This is a genomic window from Candidatus Moraniibacteriota bacterium, from assembly GCA_016699795.1.
Classification (GTDB): Bacteria; Patescibacteriota; Minisyncoccia; order Moranbacterales.
The window spans coordinates 968,337-991,152 of the sequence record CP065011.1; the positions used below are offsets into that span (position 1 = coordinate 968,337).

Consider the following 22,816-nt stretch of genomic DNA (forward strand, 5'->3'; position numbering starts at 1 on the left):
GATTCTTTCTATGATTGCTGCGATAGGGAAAAATCGTGAATTAGGAAGGGGACATCTTCTTCCTTGGGATATTCCTGAGGATATGAAATATTTTCAGGATATGACACGAAATCATGTTGTTATTATGGGACAGAAAACATTTGAAGCGATTGGATTTCCTCTTCCCAAAAGAATGAATATTGTACTTACCCATGACAAAGATTTTTCTCCAGACGGGGTTATTGTTTCGAGAAGTCCCGAAGAAGCATTGCGCCTTGCCAGAAAAGAAGAAAAAAACGGAGAGATATTTATCATTGGGGGTGCTAGTATATATTCGATTTTTCTCGAACAATCAGATAGACTCTATTTGACTCTTATAGAGGATGTGTTTCCTGAGGCAGATATCTTTTTTCCAGAATATGAAAAAATATTTTCCAAAATAAAAAGTTCTTATGATGGTAAAGATGAGAATTATTCGTATCGTTTTGTAGTGTTTGAAAAAAATATATGAATCATAAAATTATAGGTTTATCAGGAGCTATGGGCGCTGGAAAAGGAACAGTCGCTCATTATTTGGTGGATAAATATGGATTTTCGAAGTTTCGAATGTCGGATGTTTTCCGAGATATTCTTATTCGTCTTCATATTGAACAAACTCGTGAAACTGTCTCACTTACGTCCAAAATAATACGAGAGACATTTGGGCAAGATATTCTTTCTCGAATTATTGCCAAAGATGCTAATGATGCAAAAACTGATGTTGTGGTAGATGGAATACGAAGAGAAACGGATATCGAGCATTTACGCAAGAATCCTTCTTTCGTTTTTATTTATATTGATGTAGAAACTCAGCTTCGTTATGATCGATTGGTAAAAAGAGCTGAAAATATAGGAGATGAAACAAAAACATTTCAGGATTTTCTTAAAGAACAAGAATTTGAAGCAGAAAGCCAGGTGCAACAATTACATTCGATTGCAGATTATGTGGTCAAAAACGATGGAGATCTCGGAAAGCTTTATGATCAAATAGATGCTATAATGGAAAAAATAAAAAAGTAAAAAATGATATGAACAATATTACTATTACGTTAGACAAAAAAGAATATTCAGTTGAAGCGGGAAAAACTATCCTTGAAGTCGCCAAAGAAAATCAAATAGAAATTCCGACGCTTTGCTATCATCCAGATGCTGAAACGGAGGGTCATTGTGGAATGTGTGTAGTAGAAATAGGAAATGAACAAACACGAAGATATGCGTGCATGACTCCTGTCGAAGAGGGTATGGTTATCACAACAGAATCTGATCGATTAGATACTCTCAGGAAGAAAAATCTCGAAAGAATTTTTGAAAAACATGCTATGAAATGTGGAGATTGTCTTTTGATGGGACGATGTCAATTGTTGGATCTTTCTAGGAAGTTAAGCGTGAGGCCTGTTATAGGAAATCATGAAAATGATAGCATTTTTCAAGAAGATACTATTATTTTTGATCAATCTAAATGTATTGATTGTGGGCACTGTGTGAACGTCTGTCCAGTTGACTATTTAAAACTAACGGATTCAGGTGTTACGGCGGTATCTCCGGAAGAAGAAAAAGAATGTATTAATTGTGGTCAATGTATTCTTCATTGTCCTGTAGGAGCAATTGATGGCCTTGGTGAATTTGGAGAATTGAAAGAATTAGAACAGCTCATAGGAGAGAAAAAAAAGACGGTCGTTGTGCAATTTGCTCCTTCTATTCGAACAGCTATTGGGGAAGAATTTGGAATGGAGCCCGGAGCGATTGCTACGGGACAACTCGTTGCCGGACTTAAGAAAGTTGGTTTTTCCTATGTTTTTGATACAGCATCCGGTGCTGATTTCACTACAACAGAAGAGGCTTTGGAATTATCCGAAAGGTTAATGAGTGGAGAAAGGCTTCCTGCTATGACATCATGCTGTCCGTCATGGGTTCGATTTGTGGAATACTATTATCCAGAATTTGTTCCGAATCTTTGTACATCAAGATCTCCTCAGATTATGTTGGGGGGAATTCTTAAAGAATACTGGGCAAAGAAAATGGATAAGGATCCAAATGATATTTTCGTTGTTTCTGTTATGCCTTGCGTTTCCAAGAAATTTGAAATAATGCGTGAAGAACTTAAGATTGACGGACGAAATCCTGTTGACATGGTTCTCACTACGAGAGAAATGGCACGGCTTCTCAAGAAAAATAATGTTGATCTCAAAACTATAGAAGAAGAATCTACGGAAAATCCTTTTGGAGATCCAAGTGGTGCTGGAGTTATTTATGGTTCGAGTGGTGGAGTGTTTGAATCAGCTCTTCGAACGGCATACTTCAAAATGACTGGTGAGAATCTTCCTCTTGATGCAGTCAAAGAACTTCGAGGTCTTGATGGTATAAAAAAGAAAGAAATAACCATAGGAGAAAAAACAGTCAAAATATGTGTTATTAACGGTATAAAAAATGCCAAAAGTATACTTGAAGAGCTTAAAACTGATCCTTCTCGTTATGATGCAGTGGAGGTAATGGCTTGTCCTGGGGGTTGTGTCGGTGGAGGAGGGCAACCAACACCAATGACGAAAGAAACTATCCTTGAAAGAGCGCGAGGACTCTATACTATTGATGAACTGAAAAAAATTCGTTGTGCTCATGAAAATGAAGATGTGAAAAAAACGTATGATGAATTTTTTCTTTCTGAGGATATTCGCAAAAAAATACTGCATACAAAATTTTCACCAAGAAAACATATCTTGAAAGATGAAGGATAATTTTTTAGGAAAAGATAGTTCGTTTTGTCTTATTTAGTATGTCCCTTCGAACAATTTTGAAATATTATTGGATACAAGCAAAAAAATACTCCAAATCAGGAGTGGCTCTTTTGATTTTGTATAATGTGGCAGGTTTAGTGGCACAAACAATTTCACCGCTCATCTACAAAGAAATTATTGACACTGTATCGCAGGGAAATATAAATGAAGAAACAATCCAAAAAATGTTTTTTTGGGTATGGATGCTAGGAGGACTTATTATTGTATATAATATTTGTTATCGTCTTGGTGATTATTTCGCTATATTTTTTGAAAGTAACATTTTAAAAGAATTAGCAGATGATACCTTTAGACGACTTCATAATCATTCATATACTTTTTTCATTGATAATTTCTCAGGTTCGTTGGTGACAAAATCAAAACGTTTTGTATGGGCTTTTTCAAGTATTTTTAACAATGTTTTGTGGCATGTGGTGAATCGATCGATTCAATTAATTGGAGCGATCGGAGTTCTTTTTTGGAATGTCCCCGTAATCGCTTGGATGTATGTAGTATGGATCATTGTCTTTTTGGGGATCTCCTTATATTTTGCTCGAAAAAAAATACCGTATGATTTGGCAGAAGCAAATATGGATTCGCAAGTAACGGGTCGTCAAGCTGATACTATTACGAATGCTGTAACAATAAAAATATTTGGTTCGAAAGAGAAGGAACACCGATCATTTCAAAAGATTACGAGGCTTTGGGAGAAGGCACGTCGAAAAGCGTGGATTATGCGAAACCTTCAAATTGGGCTTCAGGGAATATTATTTATACTTTTGGAATTTGGTGCCATGTATTTCGTGGCAATTTTGTGGAGTCAAGGTCAAATTTCAGTGGGAACTATTGTATTAGTGCAAATGTATATTTTCGGAACGTTTGATGCTGTTTGGTCTTTTGGGAGAGCTCTTATGGATATTGAAAAATCTCTTTCAGATGCGAAGGAAATGGTGGAAATTTTTGAACAAGAACCTTCAGTAAAAGATCCACAATATCCAGAAAAATGTCACATACGAGAGGGACGTATTGAGTGTAAAGAAATTTCTTTTTCTTATGAAAATAAAGAGCAAAAAGTATTTGAAAAATTTTCTTTACACATAGCCCCTGGAGAAAAAGTGGGTATCGTAGGGCATAGTGGCGCAGGAAAAACAACCATCACAAAAATGCTTCTTCGTTTTGTGGATATTACAGAGGGAAGTATTGAGATTGATGGTCAAAACATTGCTCATATTTCTCAAGATGATCTTCGTCAACATATTTCTTATGTTCCTCAGGAACCCTTATTATTCCATCGCTCACTCAAGGAAAACATTGCTTATGGAAAAATGAAGGCTACAAATGAAGAAATTATCAAAGCAGCAAAACGTGCTCATGCTCATGATTTTATCGAAAAGCTTCCTAAGGGATATGAAACTTTGGTAGGAGAGCGAGGTGTGAAGCTTTCGGGGGGAGAACGGCAACGAGTGGCAATTGCTCGTGCTATGCTCAAAAACGCACCCGTCCTTATTTTGGATGAAGCGACAAGTTCTCTTGATAGTATGAGTGAAAAATATATTCAAGAAGGACTTGATGAACTTATGAAAAACAGAACAACACTTGTAATCGCTCATCGTTTGAGTACTATTCAGAAAATGGATCGCATTGTTGTAATGGAAAATGGTATGATTGTAGAAGAGGGGAGTCATAAAGACCTTTTAAATCATAATGGAATATATTCGACATTTTGGAATCAGCAAGCGGGAGGTTTTATTAAGGAATAAAAAGTAAGATCATTCTATTTTAGAAAAGAATAAAAATAACAATACTCTCTATGATAAAAGAAAATGTGTTAGCTTTAGAAAAAGTTCAAGCTTGGAGTAATGTAACACAATTTGCATTTGTTTTTGGTATTACTTTGATGGCACCGTTTTTTCAACAGCAAGTATTTTCGGGCATTATGGTAAATGCTATGCTTTTTGTGGCGACGGTTATTTTGGGAGTTCGTGCAGCGGTTATTTTGGCTTTTCTTCCAAGTGTAATTGCTTTTTCTATGGGAACGCTTCCTGTAGCGTTAGCACCTATGATTCCGTATATAATGATCAGTAATATTCTCCTTATTTTTGTTTTTGATTTTTTTCGAAAAAAGAATTATTGGTTGGGAATGATTCTTGCGAGTGTAGGGAAGTTTTCATTTTTATTTCTTATGAGTCATTGGATTTTTGATATCATTTCACAAAAAACAATATCTACGAGTGTTATGGTTATGATGAGCTGGCCACAACTTCTTACAGCACTTTTTGGCGGGATGCTTGCTTACGGAATCATTCTCTTTTTAGCTAGAAATGAAGTTAGTCCAGATAAAGGTGTATAACAAAAATCACCCTCTACACAAAAAACAAAAAGAATACTATACTAAAGTCAATACTAAACACTAAAAAAAGAGAAGAAAATGCTTCAAAACAATATACAAAAAATCTTTTTTTTTGGACTATTTCTTAGTATAGGATTCTTATCATTAGGAAATCATAAAGCTTTTGCAGCACTCTCTGTTTCAACACAAACAACAAGTGATGTTTCTTTTTATACTGCCACAGGAAATGGAACCATTTCTTCTTTAGATGACACCCTCCCTATTACAGAACATGGTCACGTATGGTCAAAAGATCCAAATCCGGAACTTGGACCTGCCTCCACTCCTATAGCACAGTGGAAGATGAATGATAATGCTGGAAATACAACAGTGGTAGATTCTGTAGGAGGAAATAATGGAACAGCAGCAAGAAATACATCTCTCATGACAACACCAGGAAAAGTGAATGGTGCTTTGAATTTTAATGGGAGTAGCGACTCCATATCAATTCCTGCGGGCGTGACTTTGGCTGGAAAAAGTAAATTCACATTATCTCTTTGGATTAATCCAAGCGTTTATCCAAATAGTGGATTGGAAAAACCGATATACTATGAATCAACAAGTAATTCTGCTTATACAAGGGTGGGTTTAGTTCTTGATAGTAATGGAAAGATAATGTTGGGAGGTAGGGATTCATCTCAAGATCCAACGGGAGCTTATCAGGTATTTGTTCAAGGTAATGGCGTTATACCTCTAAACACATGGACTCATATTACAGCATCTTTTGATAGTGATGCTGATGTTTTTACTCTTTATAAAAATGGTATTTTGGATGCAAATAGTACCACAAATCGATCAGCGCTCGGCTCAAGTGTTTCTGCTATAAGAAAGATTGGCACCTATCCTAACCAATTTTTTAATGGCTCTATTGATGACGTTCGCATCTATAATACCGCGCTCTCTGCGAGTGAGATTGCTCAGATATATAACTCTGGAAATGGTACTGAAGGGTCTTCAAAAACTCAACTCGGACCTCGCTCAACCACAGGAACATTCACTTCTTCTCTTACAGGACTTGATTTTTTAACTACCTACCATACTCGTTCCTACGCAGTACTCTCCAATGGTTCTGAAGTGTATGGAGAAGATGATACCTTTACCACACTTATAGCTCCTTCTGAAACAAGAACATGGACAGGAGCTCTTTCTTCAAGTTGGACAACTCCAGGGAATTGGGCAGAAGGTTCTGTGCCACGGTATATCGATAATGTAGTGATCAATGCAGGAACGAATCAACCTACACTCGATGTAAATGGTGGAACCATTACTATACAATCTCTTACTCTTGGAGGAGGAGCATCAACTTCTACTCTTACGCTTTCTTATGGATCGCCTACAAACAAATTTATTGTTACGGGGAATGTTACGATTCTTGATAAAGGATATCTTACTCACACTGCAAACACAACAACAGCTGCGGGAGAAGTTCATAGACTCTTTATGGATATCGGTGGCAACTTGGATGTACAAACCGGAGGACAGATTAATGCGGATGGAAAGGGGTATCAAGCAGGTAATGGTCCAGGGTATTGTGCTACGAATGGATATTATTCTGGTTCTTATGGTGGCCAAGGTGATGGTGGAGTCTGTCCAACTTACGGCTCTCTCATAGATCCTGTAAATTTAGGGAGTGGCGGTTGGGGCGGTGTCGGTGGTGGTGCTGTTATCCTTACTATTTCTGGAGGCTCAATGATAAACGGAATGATTTCCGCAAGCGCAATTAGTAGCGGTGATATGCGATCATCGGGAGGAACTATAAACATTTCCTCAAATACGATAGCTGGTTCTTTTTTTATGAAAACAAATGGGGGTGGTAGTCCATACTATGGAGGAGGGGGTGGTCGTATTGCTGTTAAACTCATATCTGGAAATGATTTCGGATCGATTACGATGCAAGCATATGGTGGGCTAACTGGAGGCGCCGCCGGTACCATCTACACCGAAACCGCCGACCAAGGATCTGGAAATGGAACGGTAATTATTGATAACAATAATATTACCTCATCACGTTTTGCCACTATCCCTTCCACCCAAACCTGGACCATTAAAAATCTTGTCCTTCGTAACAAAGGACAAATCAGTGTCCCCACAGGAACGACTCTTAATCTTACCAATGCAACTATTACGAATGATGGACTCGGAACAAGTGGAATCAATGTAAATGGAGGAACACTAACTAACACAGGACTTTCTATAAATGGAATCTATCTTACTCTAACTGCGCCTCAAACTATAAATGGAAATCTTTCTCTTGGAGGAGGATCTACAACATCTATACTTACTGTAAGTAATGGTTCCCCAACGAATAAATTCACTGTTACCGGAAATGTAACCATTACTAACAACGGTTATCTCACCCACACAGCAAACACTACTGCAGAAACTCACAGACTCTTCATGGACGTAGGAGGGAATCTCGATGTCCAAGTAGGAGGACAGATTAATGTGGATGGAAAGGGGTATTCTGCTGGACCAGGATCAGGATTGGGCTTTTGGGGAGTGAGACAGGCCTCTTATGGTGGAATGGCATATGATCTTAATCTTACATATGGATCTATTTTTAATCCTCTAGATTTAGGTAGTGGCCCCTCTTACTGTGGAGCGATTAAGGGTGGAGGCTCTGTCATTTTTACTGTTACTGAAGAAATAGTAATCAATGGTTTAATTTCTGCTAATGGAGCAAAAGATTCTTGTGGTGGGGGTTCTGGTGGAACTATTAATATATTAAGCAAAATATTCTCTGGTTCAGGAGCTATTAGTTCAAATGGTGGAGGTATTTCTTATGGTGGTGCGGGAGGTGGTCGTATCGCCGTCAAACTCACATCAGGAAATGATTTTGGGCTAGTTATTATGCAAGCTTTTGGAGGTGGAAATTCTTCTAATGATAATGGTGCTGCGGGGACAATCTATACCCAAACATCCTTACAAGGTATGGGCAATGGAACAATAACGATTGATAATAATAATGTTATAAACACAGCACGTAATCAAACCCTCATCCCCCAAGACAACTTCACCAACAACTCCCTCTCTCTCGGAAACATCATTGTAAAAAACAAAGGACTTCTTGCCATTCCTACAGGAACCACTCTTAACACTACAGGAGACATAACCATAGGAACTCTTAACTCTTCTACTGACACCTCACACATAGTAGCCAATGGAACAGGAACTCTCATTTCTACCAATCTCACTATTCATGGAGTAAGTGGTACAGGAGCATCCATAAACACCAACACGAAAGGTTACACTCCTACTCTTGGAACAGGAGCAGGAACAACAGGCTCTCTTGGATATGGATCAGGAGGAACATATGGAGGAAGAGGAGGAAATAGTAGTGATGGAGCAACTTCCCCTAACACCTATGGAAATGACTTTGTTCCCGAAGATCTTGGAAGTGGAGGAGGAAAGTCTACAGGAGGAACAGGAGGAGGAGATATACGAATCAGAACGAATAACAATCTCAACCTCTATGGAACCATATCCAGTAACGGTAGCGCTGGACTCACCAATGGTGGAGGAGGATCAGGAGGATCTATAAACATACTCTATGCAAAAAACTTCACCATAAACGGTGGAAAGCTTCAAGCCAATGGTGGGGCGGGACAAGGTGGTGGAGGAGGAGGGGGAGGAGGAAGAATCGCCTATGCCTATGAAAACAAAACATTTACCAATCAAACGATTCAAACACTCGGAGGAACAAAAGGAGCTACCGCACCTGCAACTGATGGAAGCGCAGGTTCACTTAAATCTGGATACCTTGCTGGTTCTCTTATCTCTTCAGCATTTGATTCCAGTAGTGATGCTAATGTCATGGGAACAATAGAATGGAAAGAAAATGAAATACTCCCAGCAAATACAACCGTAACCATCTCTCTCAAAACTGCAGGAACGAAAGAAAATCTTTCTTCTTCCCCCTGGACACAACTTGCACAGTCCACTGCTTCTTCTCTTACCTCAGGATGTACAAAGAATGGAATCAATGTTATCTGCTCTCTTTCTTCTATCCCTAATACTCTACGAGATACTATAGGAGATCGCTTCTTTCAATACAAAGTAGATCTTTCTTCTCCTGACCTTCTTTCTCAACCTCAAGTCGATGATGTAAGTGTTTCCTATGTTGTAAACGCTCCTCCTGAAATAGAATCAGTAAGTGCTTCTCAATCTACTCCCAATGATACCATTACCTTTACCTACAGTATTCAAGATATCGATACACAAACAGGAACCTATACTCCCAACTACATCACTCCTACCTTTGAATATTCTCTTGATGATGGATCAAGCTGGCATACCATCTCTTCTTCATTCTTTACCTACAACAGCGCACCCTTTGGAGGAGATATTTCTGATCAAAACGCTGATACTATCATGGAGAATAAAGTTACCGATACCTACAAAACCTATTCCATTAATTGGAACGCTCAACAACAACTCGGTCTTAATACACAAACAAACAATGTACGCATACGACTCACCATTACAGACAATGAAGCAGCAAACAATAACAAATTCCTTGTAAGTGATCCTTTTGGTATAGACACAAGACCTCTTACCTCCATTACCGTTTCTCAATCATACCAAGAAGCTACACTCGGACAGGTTCTCATTTCCTATGACTATGAGATTCAACCTACTATCCAAAACAATACAACACTCACTCTTGAATACTTCAATGGAAGTACATGGATAGAAGCAGTAAGTGTAACAGGGGATATCGGACTCAATGTATCTACAGGAAACAAAAGTCTGGTATGGATTCCAAAAACAGATATCCCTGAACATTTCTCTTCTACCTCCAGAGTTCGACTCATCGCTTCGTATCAAGTTGCTTCATACACCATGACTTCAGTAAACTACACCCTCGATACAAAAACTCCCACCAATCCCTCCCTCCTTGTTGATGCTTCCACTCAAGACCTCACCATTCCCTCCACCACATCTGTTCTTACTCTTGGAGTCAGTGATGACTCTCCAACACAGATGAAGATTTCTCTTGACGAAAACCTTACCAACTCTCCTTGGGAACCTTTTAATGCAACGGTAACAATAAAACTCGAAACTGATCCCGACATTGTCTATACTCGCTTCAAAGATCAATACGGGAATGAAACACAAACCATACACACAACTACTCCAGAAACTCCTACACGAGTCATTTCTCAAGATACGAGTAATATGCTTCTTACCCCTCCAGAATACCGAGCCTTCGTAGGATTCAAAACAATAGAAGAACCTCCAACAGGATTCGGAAACTACAAACTCTATAGAAGTGATGACGCTACTACCTATACGCTTCAAAATATCATAACCTCAAGAACAACAAACTTCCTTACTGATGCTACCCCACAACCAGACATTCTCTACACCTACAAAGCAAAGACAACAGACACACCAGGAAATGTTTCTTTCTTCTCACAAACCGTTACGATGAAAGCAAATGGTATTCAAGACTTCGGAGAAGGTGGAGGAGGATCAGATCAAACCCCTCCTGTTCTACAAAACGTAACCGTAGAATCTAAAGACACCACAACCGTAACTATCACATGGGAAACAGATGAACTCTCTGACTCTCGTGTAGAATATGCAACCACTCCCAACACCTATACCAAACAAACAGGAGTCTCTACCTATGCTGACACCCAAGCACAATCAGGACTTCATAGAGTCACTCTTACCAACCTCACACCAAACACTCCCTACTTCTTTAGAGTTGCCTCTACTGATCCTCAAGGCAATACCGGAGTCAATGACAATAATGGCAATGGATATGAAGTCACAACGAATCCTGGACCTTCTATCAGTGGTGTAGCGGTATCAAGTGCTTCTAACACACAAGCAACCATATTCTGGAATACGAATGTCCCTGCAGACTCTGTACTCCATTACAGTGAAAACAAGAATGGATCTCTTATCGATCCTATCACTCTCTCCGGATCAAGTGTTCTTACAAAAAATCATCAAGTAACCTTAGATGCTCTTACTCAAGGAACCACCTACTATTTCTACGTTACCTCCACCGACTCACAAGGAAACATTGCCAATGACAATAATGGAGGAAACTATTTTCAATTCTCTACAACACTCGACGAAACACCTCCTACCATAACGAATCTTCAAACATCTCTTATCTCAAATGACAAAGCAGTTATTACAGCAAACACAGATGAAGAAGCATCCTTCCTCCTTCAGTACAGAAAAAAAGGAAGCCTTACCTTCACACAAACAGAACAAGGAACAACATACGATAGATCTCACTACAGGGTACTCGATACTCTTACTCCTGATACAGAGTATGAATATCAAGTGAGTGTTAAAGATATCAATCAAAACGAATCACAGAGTGATATACAAACAATGAAAACAACCTTAGATCCAGAATACAATCATGCACCTCTTTCAAAGATTCATACTATCAGTGATCCTCCTAAAGTACTCACTGATCAAAAAGCAGTCATAACCTTCCAGACGGATCAAGCAGCAAACTGCATCCTTGAATATGGAACCCAATCAAGAAACTACCAAGAAGTTCCTCAAACAGAAGCGACAGGAATCTATGACACACTCCATTCCCTGCATCTTGGAGGACTCATCTTTAACACAACCTACTTCTACAAACTTCTTTGTGAAGATAATCTTGGAACCCTCATAGAGAGTGAAGAAAAAAGCTTCACAACAAAACTCAAACAAGTAGACAGTGGAAGTGAACAAGCAGAATCTACTCCTCCCTCTATCTCAGGAGTCAAAGTCAAAGACATTACAGGAGAGAGTGCAGTGGTGAGTTGGGAGACGGATGAAGTTTCAAACTCACAGGTGAGATATGGGACGACGAAGGAGACTCTTCAATTTGGTGGTGACAGTCTTGTCAACTTCGACCCCACCAAATACACCACCTCCCACTCCGTAACTCTTCGAGGTCTCATCCCATCTACTAAATACTTCTTCTCCACAGGATCTTCCGACACCGCCGGAAACATAGGCACCTCCTCCCAACAAACCTTCCAAACGCAATCTCCTTCTTCCATCTCTTCCATTAAAGCTTCTTCCAAACAAATAGGGGAAACAACTATCACATGGAAAACTTCCACTCCCACTACCTCTATTGTTGAATATGGAAACACAGAAAACTATGGACAAACAAGAAAAAGTGAAGAACTCAAAAAAGATCATGAAATTATCATAAACAATCTTTTAGAAAACTCTACCTACCACTTCCGAGTAAAAGGAGAAGATGAATCAAAAAATCTCTTCTCTTCTTCCGACTCTACCTTTGAACCAAAGTCTCCACCACAAATCAAAGAAATCAAGATAGAAGTTCTTTCAGACAGAGAAGCAAAAGTAAACTTCCTTACTGATACTCTTACCGACTCTCTTGTAACCTACAAAAACAAAAACAAAGAAGAAGATCAAAAGAGTGAAGGAAATCCCTCCCTCCTCCAAACTCACTCCCTCACCCTCAAAGAACTCACTCCTGGAGAAAACTACGTTCTTACTGTACGAGTCAGAGATGATATGGGAAATGAAACTCTCTCTGATGAGATAGAATTCACTATGCAAAAAGATGAAACTTCTCCTACAGTAGAAAGAGTCTCTACCGACTCCGCTCTTTCACAAAACGGAAAAGTACAAATGATTATTAACTGGCAAACAGATGAAGATGCTTCTTCCTCCCTCATCTACAAAGAAGGAAGAGCAGGAGAAGAAAAAACAGTGAATGTAAGTTCTTCCCCAACAAAGAATCACATCATTGTACTCACCTCTTGGAAACCAGGAACTCTCTACTCTTACAAAGTCATAGTAAAAGATCTGAGTGGGAATGAAACCATAACCAAAGACTACATCACCCTTACACCACAAACAAAAGAATCTGTTGTAGAACTCATCATAAAGAACTTCAAAGAAATCTTTGCTTGGACGGGAGGGTAGGAGAAGGAGGTTCTTTTTTGTCTTTTCGATCGATGAGTCTTCGAGGAGTGGAGACTTGGTCCGCCTTTGGCGGAAAACTCTCCGAATTTCCCTCCGTCTTTGCGAGCGAGTCTTCGAGCGTGGCAATCCAGGATTTTTCCGGATGGACCGCCACGTCAACTCATAGAAATGAGTTTCCTCGCGGAGACACAAGAAATCAAGAAAGGTATCTCTCGACTCGAGGACTTGCTTGAGATGGTGGGGGATTTTATAAATGAATTTCTTCATTTATTCACTTGAAAGAAGGGGAGGAAATGATTGACAAGAAAATGTCTTCTGATGTATTTTTCAAACGTTCATTATTATATGAATAAGAAATTTTTCAAAAGGAGGTTTTTGTTATGTACGAATATTGCGAAAGTACCTTTCGTCCAGTTTTTCTTCCAAAGGAAAGAAAAATAAATATAGGTTATTTTCTCCTCGTTCTTTCTGTTTTAACTTTTCTTGTTTTTTTCTTCGGGATATATAGCTTTATAAAGCTTATAACATCTACCAAGGATGCTTATTTGAAAAGATAATTTCTTTCCAAGATCCCATTTAACCGTAGTTTTTTCTGCGGTTTTTCTTTTTTTATGAAAGAGAATATGTAAAAAGTAGCATTTTTTGAAAAAAACTGATAGAATTTTTATGGAACCGTTACTAATTTTTATTGTCATAAAATCTGCAAATTTTTATGAATTTGCAGGAGAAAAGAGAGATGAATAAGAGTTTCTTTCTATCGTAGAAAAGAGAGAATGTGCGAAAAATTCAAAAAACTGAAGAAATAATTTTTGTTGTATGAAATATACTCCTGTTATTGGAATGGAAGTTCATGTAGAGCTTAAAACAGCATCAAAGATGTTTTGTTCGTGCAAGAATGATTTGAGTTTAGATCGAAAACCTAATACAAACATCTGTCCTGTTTGCTCTGGTCAACCAGGAGCACTTCCTGTTCCAAACAAAAAAGCAATTGCCTTTGTCCAGCGAGTTGGTTTAGCTCTTAATTGTAGGGTAAACCTCCTTTCTAAATTTGATAGAAAAAATTATTTTTATCCTGATCTTCCCAAGGGATACCAAATTTCACAATACGACATGCCTTTGGTAGAAGATGGCTTTTTGGATGTGGAAGATGTTCGTATTGGTATTACTCGTATTCACATGGAGGAAGATACAGGAAAATCACTTCACGAAAAAGGCTTAGGAGAAACACTCATCGATCTTAATCGAAGTGGTGTTCCACTTATGGAACTTGTTACAGAGCCTGATATTGCCAATGGAGAACAGGCGAGAAAATTCTGTCAAAAACTTCAATTGATTTTGCGGTATCTTAGTGTGAGTGATGCCGATATGGAAAAGGGACAGATGCGATGTGAAGCAAATATTTCTCTTTATAGCGAAGGAAAAAATAGATTAAGTGGTACGAAGGTAGAAGTAAAAAATCTCAATTCTTTTCGTAGCGTAGAAAAAGCGATAACATACGAAATTCAAAGACAATCAGAGCTTTTGGATTCAGGAGAATCTATTATTCAGGAAACTCGTGGATGGGATGATGCTGGCCAAAAAACTTTTTCACAAAGAAAAAAAGAATCCGCACATGATTATCGATATTTTCCCGAACCCGATATTCCTCCAATGGAATTTACCAAAGATTACATAACCATGCTTCAAAAATCTTTACCTGAACTTCCAGATACGAAAGCGAATCGTTTCGAAAAAGAATATGGTATCGAAAAAAAACTTGCCAAAATTCTTGTTTCCGATAAAGTATTGGCTGAATTTTTTGAACAAACTATGAGCGAGTTGGAAGAGAAAAAAGTTTCAGGAGAAATGAAAGGAGAACTTCTTAATGCAAGAAGAACAGCAACGAATTATCTTATCGTAGAGCTTCGAAAATTTCTTGCTGAAGATAGTCTAACATTTTCGGATATCCGACTTACTCCAGAAAATTTTGCCGAACTCGCAATGATCGTTATTGATGGAGGTATTAATTCTAGTGCAGCTCAAATTGTACTTCGTGAAATGTATGAACGAGGAGGAGATCCTTCTCATATTATAGAAGAAAAAAACTTAGCCCAAATGGATAACGATGATGAGCTAGAAAAAATTGTGGATGAAATTCTAACTCAAAATGAACAATCCATTATCGATTATAAAGCGGGAAAAGATCGTGCACTCGGATTCTTGGTAGGTCAAATTATGGCCAAAACTCAAGGAAAAGCGAATCCTCAAAAAGCAACAGATCTTCTCAAAAAGAAAATGTCCTAGTTTTTTTCGGAAACTATTTTTTCTCTTTACCATTTTTCTTCGAAAAAATAAATTTAGGTAAGGAAGAGAATAGTTTCCAAATGAAAGAAATACTTGTGTGTACTCGTACTACTTTCTGTAAATAAGAAGAAAATATTTTTGTTCATTACCGTATAAAAATATGAAATTAGATAAGAAGATGTTTCTTTCTCTAGCAATTCTCTTTTTTGTTGGTTTACTAGCATACTATGCAGGATCTTTTTTTTCTTCCAAGAAAAAATCAAATCTTCCTTTCAAAGGGGATTCTCAATATTCTTTTGGTATGGATGCTACTATATTCAAAGACCTTGACGTTCCCAAAAGAAACCCTGAGATTCGTGGACGTATTATTTCTGTCGCCGAAGATTCTTTGGTTATCTCTTACTCGAAAGCTATGAACAATACGGATGATCGTGAAAATCGTCGTACGGAAATGCAAAAAATGAGTGAAAGTGAAAGAGAAAAAATGAGAGAAACGCGAATGGCACAAAGAGAAGAAAATACTGAAAAAAGAAAAATATATTTCTCTGAAGAAACAAAAATATGGGAAATTCCCTCAGGGGAAGCGTCTCAAGCTAAAAAAATACAACGAAATGAATTAACTCAAGATGAGAATACTTTTCTTTGGATACAAGAGGGCTCCTCGGATAAAGCAGAGGCGCTTGTTGTGAACAAACGTGAAATTAAAAAATAAAAATATGGCTATTTTGAATTATCTAAAAGAGCATGCTTGGTATTTATTTTTACTTCTTTTGGTATGTTCGGGTGCTGGTTATTATGGTTATTACCAAGAGGGAACAACTTCTCAGACACAAGAAAGTAATATTGAATATGCTTCTGCAACAAAAGGAAATATTCAGGTGGAAGTAACTGCTACTGGTCAGGTATATGCGAAAGAACAAGTTTCTCTTAAGCCTCAAATAGCGGGGGATGGTTTGGAAATTATGGATATTCTTGTCGAAGATGGACAGGAGGTTAAGAAAGATGATGTTATTGCTGTTCTTGATAATGAGGAAGCATATGATGCTATAAGAGATGCTAAACTTTCTCTTAAAAGTGCCAAAATTAAGATGGATCAAACTCGAGATCTTTATATAGATAAAACTGTTGATGATAGAAGACTGCGTCAACTTCAAGAACTAACGTATAAAGAAAGTAAGAATAGAGTTTCTGATAGCGAAAAAGAATTAGAAAAATATTTTATAAAAGCTCCTTTTGACGGAATTGTTACTGATTTTAAAATGGAAAAAGGAGATTCTATTTCACGAGATGAAATATTGGCCTCCATTATCTCCAAAAAAATGTATGCAGAGGTCTCAATAAATGAGGTGGATGCTGTAAAACTAAAAAAGGGGAATCCCGCACGTTTAACATTTGATGCTCTCCCGGGCGTGAGTGTCGAAGGAACAGTTTCTAAAGTAGATACTATTGGAACGGTTGAGCAAAATGTTGTTTATTTTAAAGCAGAAATTGAATTTTCTGATATTCCTAAAGAACTCAAATCAGGAATGAGCGTGAGTGTCGCGATTACAACAGAATCTAAAGAAAATGTTTTAAGCATACCTCTATCCGCTCTCAAGGGAAATTCTTCAGAAGCTTTTGTGTGGAAAGAAAAGAAAAACTCTGATCTTGGTTATGAAAAAGTTCCTATTGTCTCTGGAATTTCTAATGATATTTCTGTCGAAATTGTCTCTGGAATTTTAGAAGGAGATCGCGTAGTAACAAAGATAACAGAACCAACAACTACAAAAGAAACTTCATCTCCATCTGGTATTTTGAATGGAGCTATTCGTATTCCTGGTTCCGGAGGTGCTCCTCCAGGAGGAATGAATCGATAATTTTGAATATGATGATTGAGTGTAAAAATATTACAAAAGTATATGGAAAAGGGGACAATGAAACATTAGCCTTGGACGATGTTTCCTTTACAATAAAAAAAGGTGAATTTGTTGCTATAATGGGTCCAAGTGGTTCGGGTAAATCGACCCTTATGAATATTCTTGGTGCTTTGGATAGGCCGACAAAAGGCTCCTATTTTTTAGATGGAAAAGATGTTTCCACATTAAAAGAAGATGAACTTGCCGAGATACGTCAAAATAAAATAGGTTTTGTATTTCAATCATTCAATCTTCTTTCTAGAACAAGTATTATAAGAAATGTTACCCTTCCTCTTGTTTATGATGAGGTTCCGCATAAAGAGAGGCTTTTTCGAGTTCAGAAAGTTCTTCGTATTGTAGGTATTCCAGAAGATAGATGGCATCATCATTCCAATCAGCTTTCTGGAGGACAGATTCAGAGAGTTGCCATAGCAAGAGCGCTTATTAATGAACCTTCTATTATTCTTGCTGATGAGCCCACTGGAAATCTTGATACAAAAACTGGTCATAAAATACTTGAATTTTTTTCCCAACTTAACAAAGAAAGTGGTCATACTATAATTCTTATTACTCATGAAGATGATGTTGCTACTTATGCACAACGCGTTATTACTATTCGTGATGGGAAAATTGTAGCTGATATTTTGCAAGAATAAATCTATGTTAATACGAGACGTTATTGAAGAAACAGGTATTGCTCTTTTGGCAAATAAAGTTCGCTCTTTTCTTACTGTTTTAGGTATTGTTATTGGAATAGCTTCTGTTATTGCTATGATTGCTATAGGAAAAGGTGCTCAAAATTCTATAGAAAAGAATATTCAATCTATAGGGTCAAATCTTTTAATAATTCAACCAGGGTCTCAACGGGGTTTTAATTCACCCGTAGCTGGATCTTCATCAGTACAAACACTTTCCTTAGAAGATGCTTACAAAATTTTTGAGGAAGTTCCAACAGTTCGTGCTGTTGCTCCAGTAATTTCTTCTCGTGAACAAGTTATTGCCAAAGGAACCAATACAAATGTTTCAATAACGGGAGTTACACCAGAATATGCTCAGGTTCGAAATATTGATTTAGCGGAGGGAGAATTTTTCTTACAACAACATATTGAACGAGCTTCTAAAGTAGCTATTCTTGGACCAGAAACGCAGACAGATCTTTTTGGTGAAGGAATAAGTGCTTTGGGTCAAAAAATTCGTGTTGCCAATATCGAAATGACGGTTATTGGAATTACAAAATCCAAAGGAGGAACATCTTCTGGAAGTTCAGATGCTATTGTCTATATTCCTCTTACGGTAGCTAGCCGTTACATAACGGGAAATAATAATGTTTCTTTGATAAATGTTGAAGTAATAGAACAATCTTCTATGGAAGGTGCTCAAAGTGCTATAACAAAAATTCTTCTTACCTCTCATAAAAAAGAAGATGAATCTTCAGCCGACTTTCGAATTATGAATCAGGGAGATATTGTGGAAACAGCTTCATCTGTGACGAATACATTTACATTACTTCTCGGTGCTGTAGCTGGAATATCATTACTTGTTGGTGGAATCGGTATTATGAATATGATGCTTACTACGGTTACAGAAAGAACTCGCGAAATAGGACTTCGTAAATCTATCGGAGCTAAAAGAAAAGACATTAGTATACAATTTCTTCTCGAATCTATTGTGCTTACTACTCTCGGTGGAATATTAGGGTTGATCCTTGGGTGGGGGATTGCTTTTGGCGTAAAGATGTATACGGGAATTGCAACAGAGATAACCATCTCATCCGTTGTCCTTGCTATAAGTGTCTCATCCTTTATTGGTATCATTTTTGGTTATTATCCTGCTAGAAGAGCTTCTAAACTTGATCCTATTACAGCACTTCGTTATGAATAAATTTTTTCTTGACAGGATTTTTGTAAAAGAAGATAATGACCTTACTATGGAGAGAAAAAAAGTATCATTTGTAGCTGAGAGGAAAAAACGATATTTGAAAAATCGCCGATAAGGCGGTTTTTTTTGTTTTTCTTTCATCAACGAAAGAATGAGGAGAAGTTCTTTCAAAAAAAGAGGATAAAACCATGTGTCAGATAAAATCGACACAAGGACCGTGTCATCATCAGGCCGTTCGTGAGGAAATTCTTTTCCTTCTTGGCTATCAAGAAGAGGATCTGGACTCGATTTCTCTCTTTAGGTATTCCATGCCTGAACTCGAGAAATCTCTTCAGAGATGTCCTTTCAACTGTGCCAATATCTGTGAATTAGACACGATTCTTCCTGGACGTTCTCCAGAAATGATTACTGTGGAAGAAATCTTTTCGCAGCTTTCTAAGAAATCTTTTCTGATTCGTTCCGTTGAGGAATTGACAGAACTTCTAGAAAGAGACCGGATACGTTTTCCTGTTCGAGTTGATCCAGTTTTCGTATCAGCACGAGACTTTGGAGAAATGAGACGGGGGCCGTTTTTTTCAAATAATACATTGCTATTTGCAACTGAAATAGCACTGACCACCTCGCTTTTTTCCAAAGTGATTATTAGCGAGATCAGAAAGATTTCAGATGCCGATGAATAAATCCGAAAAATCCATAAGCACTCTATACAATCATAGGGTGCTTCTTCTTTTGAAAAGAAATAACAATTGAAAGATTCAAAAACTTCAAACAAAAGGAATAAGGAATATCTTATTTTCTTTTCGTACAAAGAAGGTCAGCTATACGAAGAGCTTCTTCTTTTGTTTCTGCCCAATGGAAGATTCTTCCTTGTCGTTCCCATCTCCTAAGCCAAGTAAGCTGACGCTTGGTATAATGATGAATATCTTTGAGAAGTTCGGCGCGCATACCTTCATAAGAAATTTCTTTTTTTAGATAGCGAGAAACCCATCGATATTCTAAGCCAAAACTTTCTAATCGATTCCAGCTGATACGATTTTCATTATGAAGTGTATATACCTCATCAAGCATTCCTTCTTGAAGCCTTTGATCGAGTCGTATTTCTATATTTTTATAAAGAAGTTCTTTGGAAGGATTGAGTATAACAATATCCCATTGGAGAGATTCATTTTTTTTCTTGTGAGGGACTTTTTCTTCGATAGCACTTTCGTTATTTTCTGGAAACTGTTTTTTATGAAGGGTTATTTCTATAGCTCGAATAAGTCGAACAGGATTTGCTGTATCTATGTGATTATAATAGGCAGAATCTAAAGAGAGGAGTTTTTCTTGAAGATCTTTCAGTGAATAGGTTGAAAGCTTTTTTCTTAGTTCCGTATTGGGGGGAATATGAGGGAGCTCTCTGTTTTCTATAAGAAACTCTGCCCAAAAACCAGTTCCTCCGCAGAGAATAGGAAGGTGATTTTTATGGATAATAAGGGGAAGAATACGAAGAGATTTATCTCTGAATTTGGAAATATTATATTCAGTTCGAGGAGAAACAATATCGATCATATGGTGCTGTACACCCTCAGAAAAAAAAGCATCTTTTGGATAATCATCACGAATGACTTTTCCTGAACCGATACTCATTCCTCTATAAATCTGACGAGAATCACATGAAATAATTTCTCCTTCAAATTTTTTGGCTATTTGAATTGCTACATCAGACTTCCCCGATGCTGTGGGTCCAAGAACGGCTAATGCTTTTTGAGAATTACCTTGCATAGAGAAAATAAAAAATTCCTATTTCTTGATTGCTTCAGAAATTTTTGCAATACATTCGTCGAGAGAAACAATGGGATTTTCAAAAAGTATTTCCTGAGAATTTTCTTGTTTATGCTCTCGTATAGCTAATGTTTGAGATATCATTTCTTTTTCTCCTACCACAGCTATAAGGGGAATCTTTTGTTTTTCAGCTTCACGAATTCGCTTGCCAAGAGATTCATTGGAATTCATATGTTCTATGCGTATACCTGCCTGTGTCATTTTTGAATACACCTCATTGGCATATTCAGAAAATTTTTCTGAAACAGGAATAAGAGCTATTTGAACTGGAGCAAGCCAAAGAGGAAATGCTCCAGCATAATGCTCTATAAGAAAAGCGAAAATTCTTTCAAGGGATCCGATAGTACTTCGATGAATCATAACAGGTCGTTTTTCTTGACCGTCTTTATCGGTATAGACAATATTAAATTTTTCAGGAAGTAGAAAATCGATTTGAGCAGTAAAGAGTGTATCTTCTTTTCCATTAATATTCCTTCCTTGTACGTCTAATTTTGGTCCATAGAAAGCAGCTTCATCTTCGGCTTCTGTATAAGGAAATTTCATTTCATCCAAAGCCTCTTTCATAAGAGATTCGGCATTATTCCAAAGAGTATCATCATCGTAATATTTCGTTTTGTTTTTGGGATCACGTTTGGAAAAACGATAGAAGACATTTTTTTCTAATCCAAGTTTTTTCATTCCTTCACGAATCATTTCACAAACTTTTTTGAATTCTTCTTTGAGTTGTTCTGGTGTAACAAAAAGATGTCCATCAGTGAGTTGAAATTTTCGAACTCGTATCATTCCCATAAGTTCTCCAGATTTTTCGAATCGAGAATAGTCCGCTACTTCAGCATAACGAACAGGGAGATCTCGATAACTCAAAGGTTTTCTTTGGAGAAGTCGTATGTGATGTGGGCATGCCATTGGACGAAGATAGAATTTTTCTCCGTCCATATCGATAGGGGCATACATATTTTCTTTGTAGTGTTCGAGGTGTCCTGATATTTTGTAGAGATCTTCTCCACCCATAAAAGGAGTTTCTACATGATCATAGCCATATTTTTTTTCTAATTCTCGAACATAACGAATAAGCTCATGTTTTATCGTCGTGCCTTTAGGTGTCCAAAGGGGGAGACCTTTTCCAACTGCTTCATCGATATAAAAAAGATCGAGTTCTTTGCCAAGTTTCTTATGATCTCGCTTTTTAGCTTCTTCAAGAAAATGAAGGTGTTCTTCAAGATCTACTTTTGTTTCGAAGAGAAATCCATAAATTCGCTGAAGTTGAGAATTGGCACTATTTCCTTTCCAATAAGCACCCGCAATTCTTTCTAATTTAAGCCCTTCTTTGGGGATTTCTCCTGTAGAATCAACATGAGGACCACGGCAAAGATCCGTAAAATTTCCATGATGATAAAGACTTATTTCTTTTTCTCCTTGAATTTTAAGATCATGAAGAAGTTCAGTTTTGTAAACTTGACCAATACTCTCGAATCGTTCAATAGCGGAATCAATAGAAAGAACAGCCTTATCAAAAGGATGATTTTCTTTGATAATTTTTCGCATTCGTTCTTCTATACGTTTGAGATCCTTGGCGCCAAGCGGTTCTGAAAGTTCGAAATCATAATAAAACCCATTTTCAATAGCCGGACCTATTCCAAGTTTTGCATCAGGATAAAGTTCCAAAACAGCACTTGCTAATACGTGCGCGGTACTATGGCGAAGAGTCTCGAGATGTGAATTTTCTTTCATAAAAAAGTATTTACATTTGAAATCAATAGTCCCATACTATCTTGAATAGGGGAAAAATACAAGAAAAATATAAAATTTTATAATCTTTTTCTTTTTTAATAAAA

The 22,816-nt window shown here is 37.4% G+C and carries 14 protein-coding genes; 12 read left to right on the top strand and 2 right to left on the bottom strand.

Features of this window, described 5'->3' with window-relative positions; genetic code table 11:
- The first annotated feature begins 1 nt into the window (after position 1).
- The 12 genes from IPN70_04520 (at position 2) to IPN70_04575 (ending at position 19,840) form a co-directional block, all read left to right on the top strand.
- A complete protein-coding gene (locus IPN70_04520) occupies positions 2–490 on the top strand; it encodes a dihydrofolate reductase (protein QQS61856.1) in 489 nt (162 codons plus the stop codon).
- A complete protein-coding gene (locus IPN70_04525; protein ID QQS61122.1) occupies positions 487–1,038 on the top strand; it encodes a nucleoside monophosphate kinase in 552 nt (183 codons plus the stop codon). Before IPN70_04520 ends, IPN70_04525 begins: the two co-directional genes overlap by 4 nt.
- A gap of 8 nt (positions 1,039–1,046) precedes the next feature.
- Entirely contained in the window at positions 1,047–2,750 is a 1,704-nt protein-coding gene (locus IPN70_04530) for a (2Fe-2S)-binding protein (GenBank protein QQS61123.1), read from the top strand.
- Positions 2,751–2,788: 38 nt separating this feature from the next.
- On the top strand, positions 2,789–4,549 hold the full coding sequence (locus IPN70_04535) for an ABC transporter ATP-binding protein (protein ID QQS61124.1): 1,761 nt from the start codon (positions 2,789–2,791) through the stop codon (positions 4,547–4,549).
- A gap of 50 nt (positions 4,550–4,599) precedes the next feature.
- Positions 4,600–5,139 carry a hypothetical protein gene (locus tag IPN70_04540; GenBank protein QQS61125.1) on the top strand — a complete coding sequence of 180 codons (540 nt, stop codon included), beginning with the start codon at positions 4,600–4,602 and terminating at the stop codon, positions 5,137–5,139.
- 78 nt (positions 5,140–5,217) lie between these two features.
- Positions 5,218–13,104 carry a fibronectin type III domain-containing protein gene (locus IPN70_04545; protein QQS61126.1) on the top strand — a complete coding sequence of 2,629 codons (7,887 nt, stop codon included), beginning with the start codon at positions 5,218–5,220 and terminating at the stop codon, positions 13,102–13,104.
- Positions 13,105–13,920: 816 nt separating this feature from the next.
- Positions 13,921–15,387: an Asp-tRNA(Asn)/Glu-tRNA(Gln) amidotransferase subunit GatB gene (gene gatB, locus IPN70_04550; GenBank protein QQS61127.1), complete on the top strand. Its 1,467-nt coding sequence runs from the start codon at positions 13,921–13,923 to the stop codon at positions 15,385–15,387.
- Positions 15,388–15,547: 160 nt separating this feature from the next.
- The gene (locus IPN70_04555) at positions 15,548–16,099 is read left to right on the top strand and encodes a hypothetical protein (GenBank protein ID QQS61128.1); all 552 of its coding nucleotides are present in this window, start codon (positions 15,548–15,550) and stop codon (positions 16,097–16,099) included.
- A 4-nt stretch (positions 16,100–16,103) separates the two neighbouring features.
- A complete protein-coding gene (locus IPN70_04560) occupies positions 16,104–17,243 on the top strand; it encodes an efflux RND transporter periplasmic adaptor subunit (GenBank protein QQS61129.1) in 1,140 nt (379 codons plus the stop codon).
- Positions 17,244–17,254: 11 nt separating this feature from the next.
- On the top strand, positions 17,255–17,938 hold the full coding sequence (locus IPN70_04565; protein ID QQS61857.1) for an ABC transporter ATP-binding protein: 684 nt from the start codon (positions 17,255–17,257) through the stop codon (positions 17,936–17,938).
- 4 nt (positions 17,939–17,942) lie between these two features.
- On the top strand, positions 17,943–19,163 hold the full coding sequence (locus IPN70_04570; protein ID QQS61130.1) for an ABC transporter permease: 1,221 nt from the start codon (positions 17,943–17,945) through the stop codon (positions 19,161–19,163).
- A gap of 185 nt (positions 19,164–19,348) precedes the next feature.
- Positions 19,349–19,840, top strand: coding sequence for a hypothetical protein (locus tag IPN70_04575; protein ID QQS61131.1), 492 nt, complete (start codon positions 19,349–19,351; stop codon positions 19,838–19,840).
- Between the two features lie 109 nt (positions 19,841–19,949).
- On the opposite strand, the gene miaA is transcribed toward IPN70_04575, so the two are convergent.
- Positions 19,950–20,921, bottom strand: coding sequence for a tRNA (adenosine(37)-N6)-dimethylallyltransferase MiaA (gene miaA / locus IPN70_04580; GenBank protein QQS61132.1), 972 nt, complete (start codon positions 20,919–20,921; stop codon positions 19,950–19,952).
- Between the two features lie 18 nt (positions 20,922–20,939).
- On the bottom strand, positions 20,940–22,712 hold the full coding sequence (gene thrS / locus IPN70_04585; GenBank protein QQS61133.1) for a threonine--tRNA ligase: 1,773 nt from the start codon (positions 22,710–22,712) through the stop codon (positions 20,940–20,942).
- Between the last annotated feature and the right edge of the window lie 104 nt (positions 22,713–22,816).

What these genes read in the sequence shown, in the direction of transcription:
- IPN70_04555 (QQS61128.1), top strand. Translation starts at nt 15,548, where the DNA reads ATGAAATTAGATAAGAAGATGTTTCTTTCTCTAGCAATTCTCTTTTTT.
- IPN70_04540 (QQS61125.1), top strand. Translation starts at nt 4,600, where the DNA reads ATGATAAAAGAAAATGTGTTAGCTTTAGAAAAAGTTCAAGCTTGGAGT.
- IPN70_04565 (QQS61857.1), top strand. Translation starts at nt 17,255, where the DNA reads ATGATTGAGTGTAAAAATATTACAAAAGTATATGGAAAAGGGGACAAT.
- gatB (QQS61127.1), top strand. Translation starts at nt 13,921, where the DNA reads ATGAAATATACTCCTGTTATTGGAATGGAAGTTCATGTAGAGCTTAAA.
- IPN70_04560 (QQS61129.1), top strand. Translation starts at nt 16,104, where the DNA reads ATGGCTATTTTGAATTATCTAAAAGAGCATGCTTGGTATTTATTTTTA.
- IPN70_04545 (QQS61126.1), top strand. Translation starts at nt 5,218, where the DNA reads ATGCTTCAAAACAATATACAAAAAATCTTTTTTTTTGGACTATTTCTT.
- IPN70_04525 (QQS61122.1), top strand. Translation starts at nt 487, where the DNA reads ATGAATCATAAAATTATAGGTTTATCAGGAGCTATGGGCGCTGGAAAA.
- thrS (QQS61133.1), bottom strand. Translation starts at nt 22,712, where the DNA reads ATGAAAGAAAATTCACATCTCGAGACTCTTCGCCATAGTACCGCGCAC.
- miaA (QQS61132.1), bottom strand. Translation starts at nt 20,921, where the DNA reads ATGCAAGGTAATTCTCAAAAAGCATTAGCCGTTCTTGGACCCACAGCA.
- IPN70_04575 (QQS61131.1), top strand. Translation starts at nt 19,349, where the DNA reads ATGTGTCAGATAAAATCGACACAAGGACCGTGTCATCATCAGGCCGTT.
- IPN70_04535 (QQS61124.1), top strand. Translation starts at nt 2,789, where the DNA reads ATGTCCCTTCGAACAATTTTGAAATATTATTGGATACAAGCAAAAAAA.
- IPN70_04530 (QQS61123.1), top strand. Translation starts at nt 1,047, where the DNA reads ATGAACAATATTACTATTACGTTAGACAAAAAAGAATATTCAGTTGAA.
- IPN70_04570 (QQS61130.1), top strand. Translation starts at nt 17,943, where the DNA reads ATGTTAATACGAGACGTTATTGAAGAAACAGGTATTGCTCTTTTGGCA.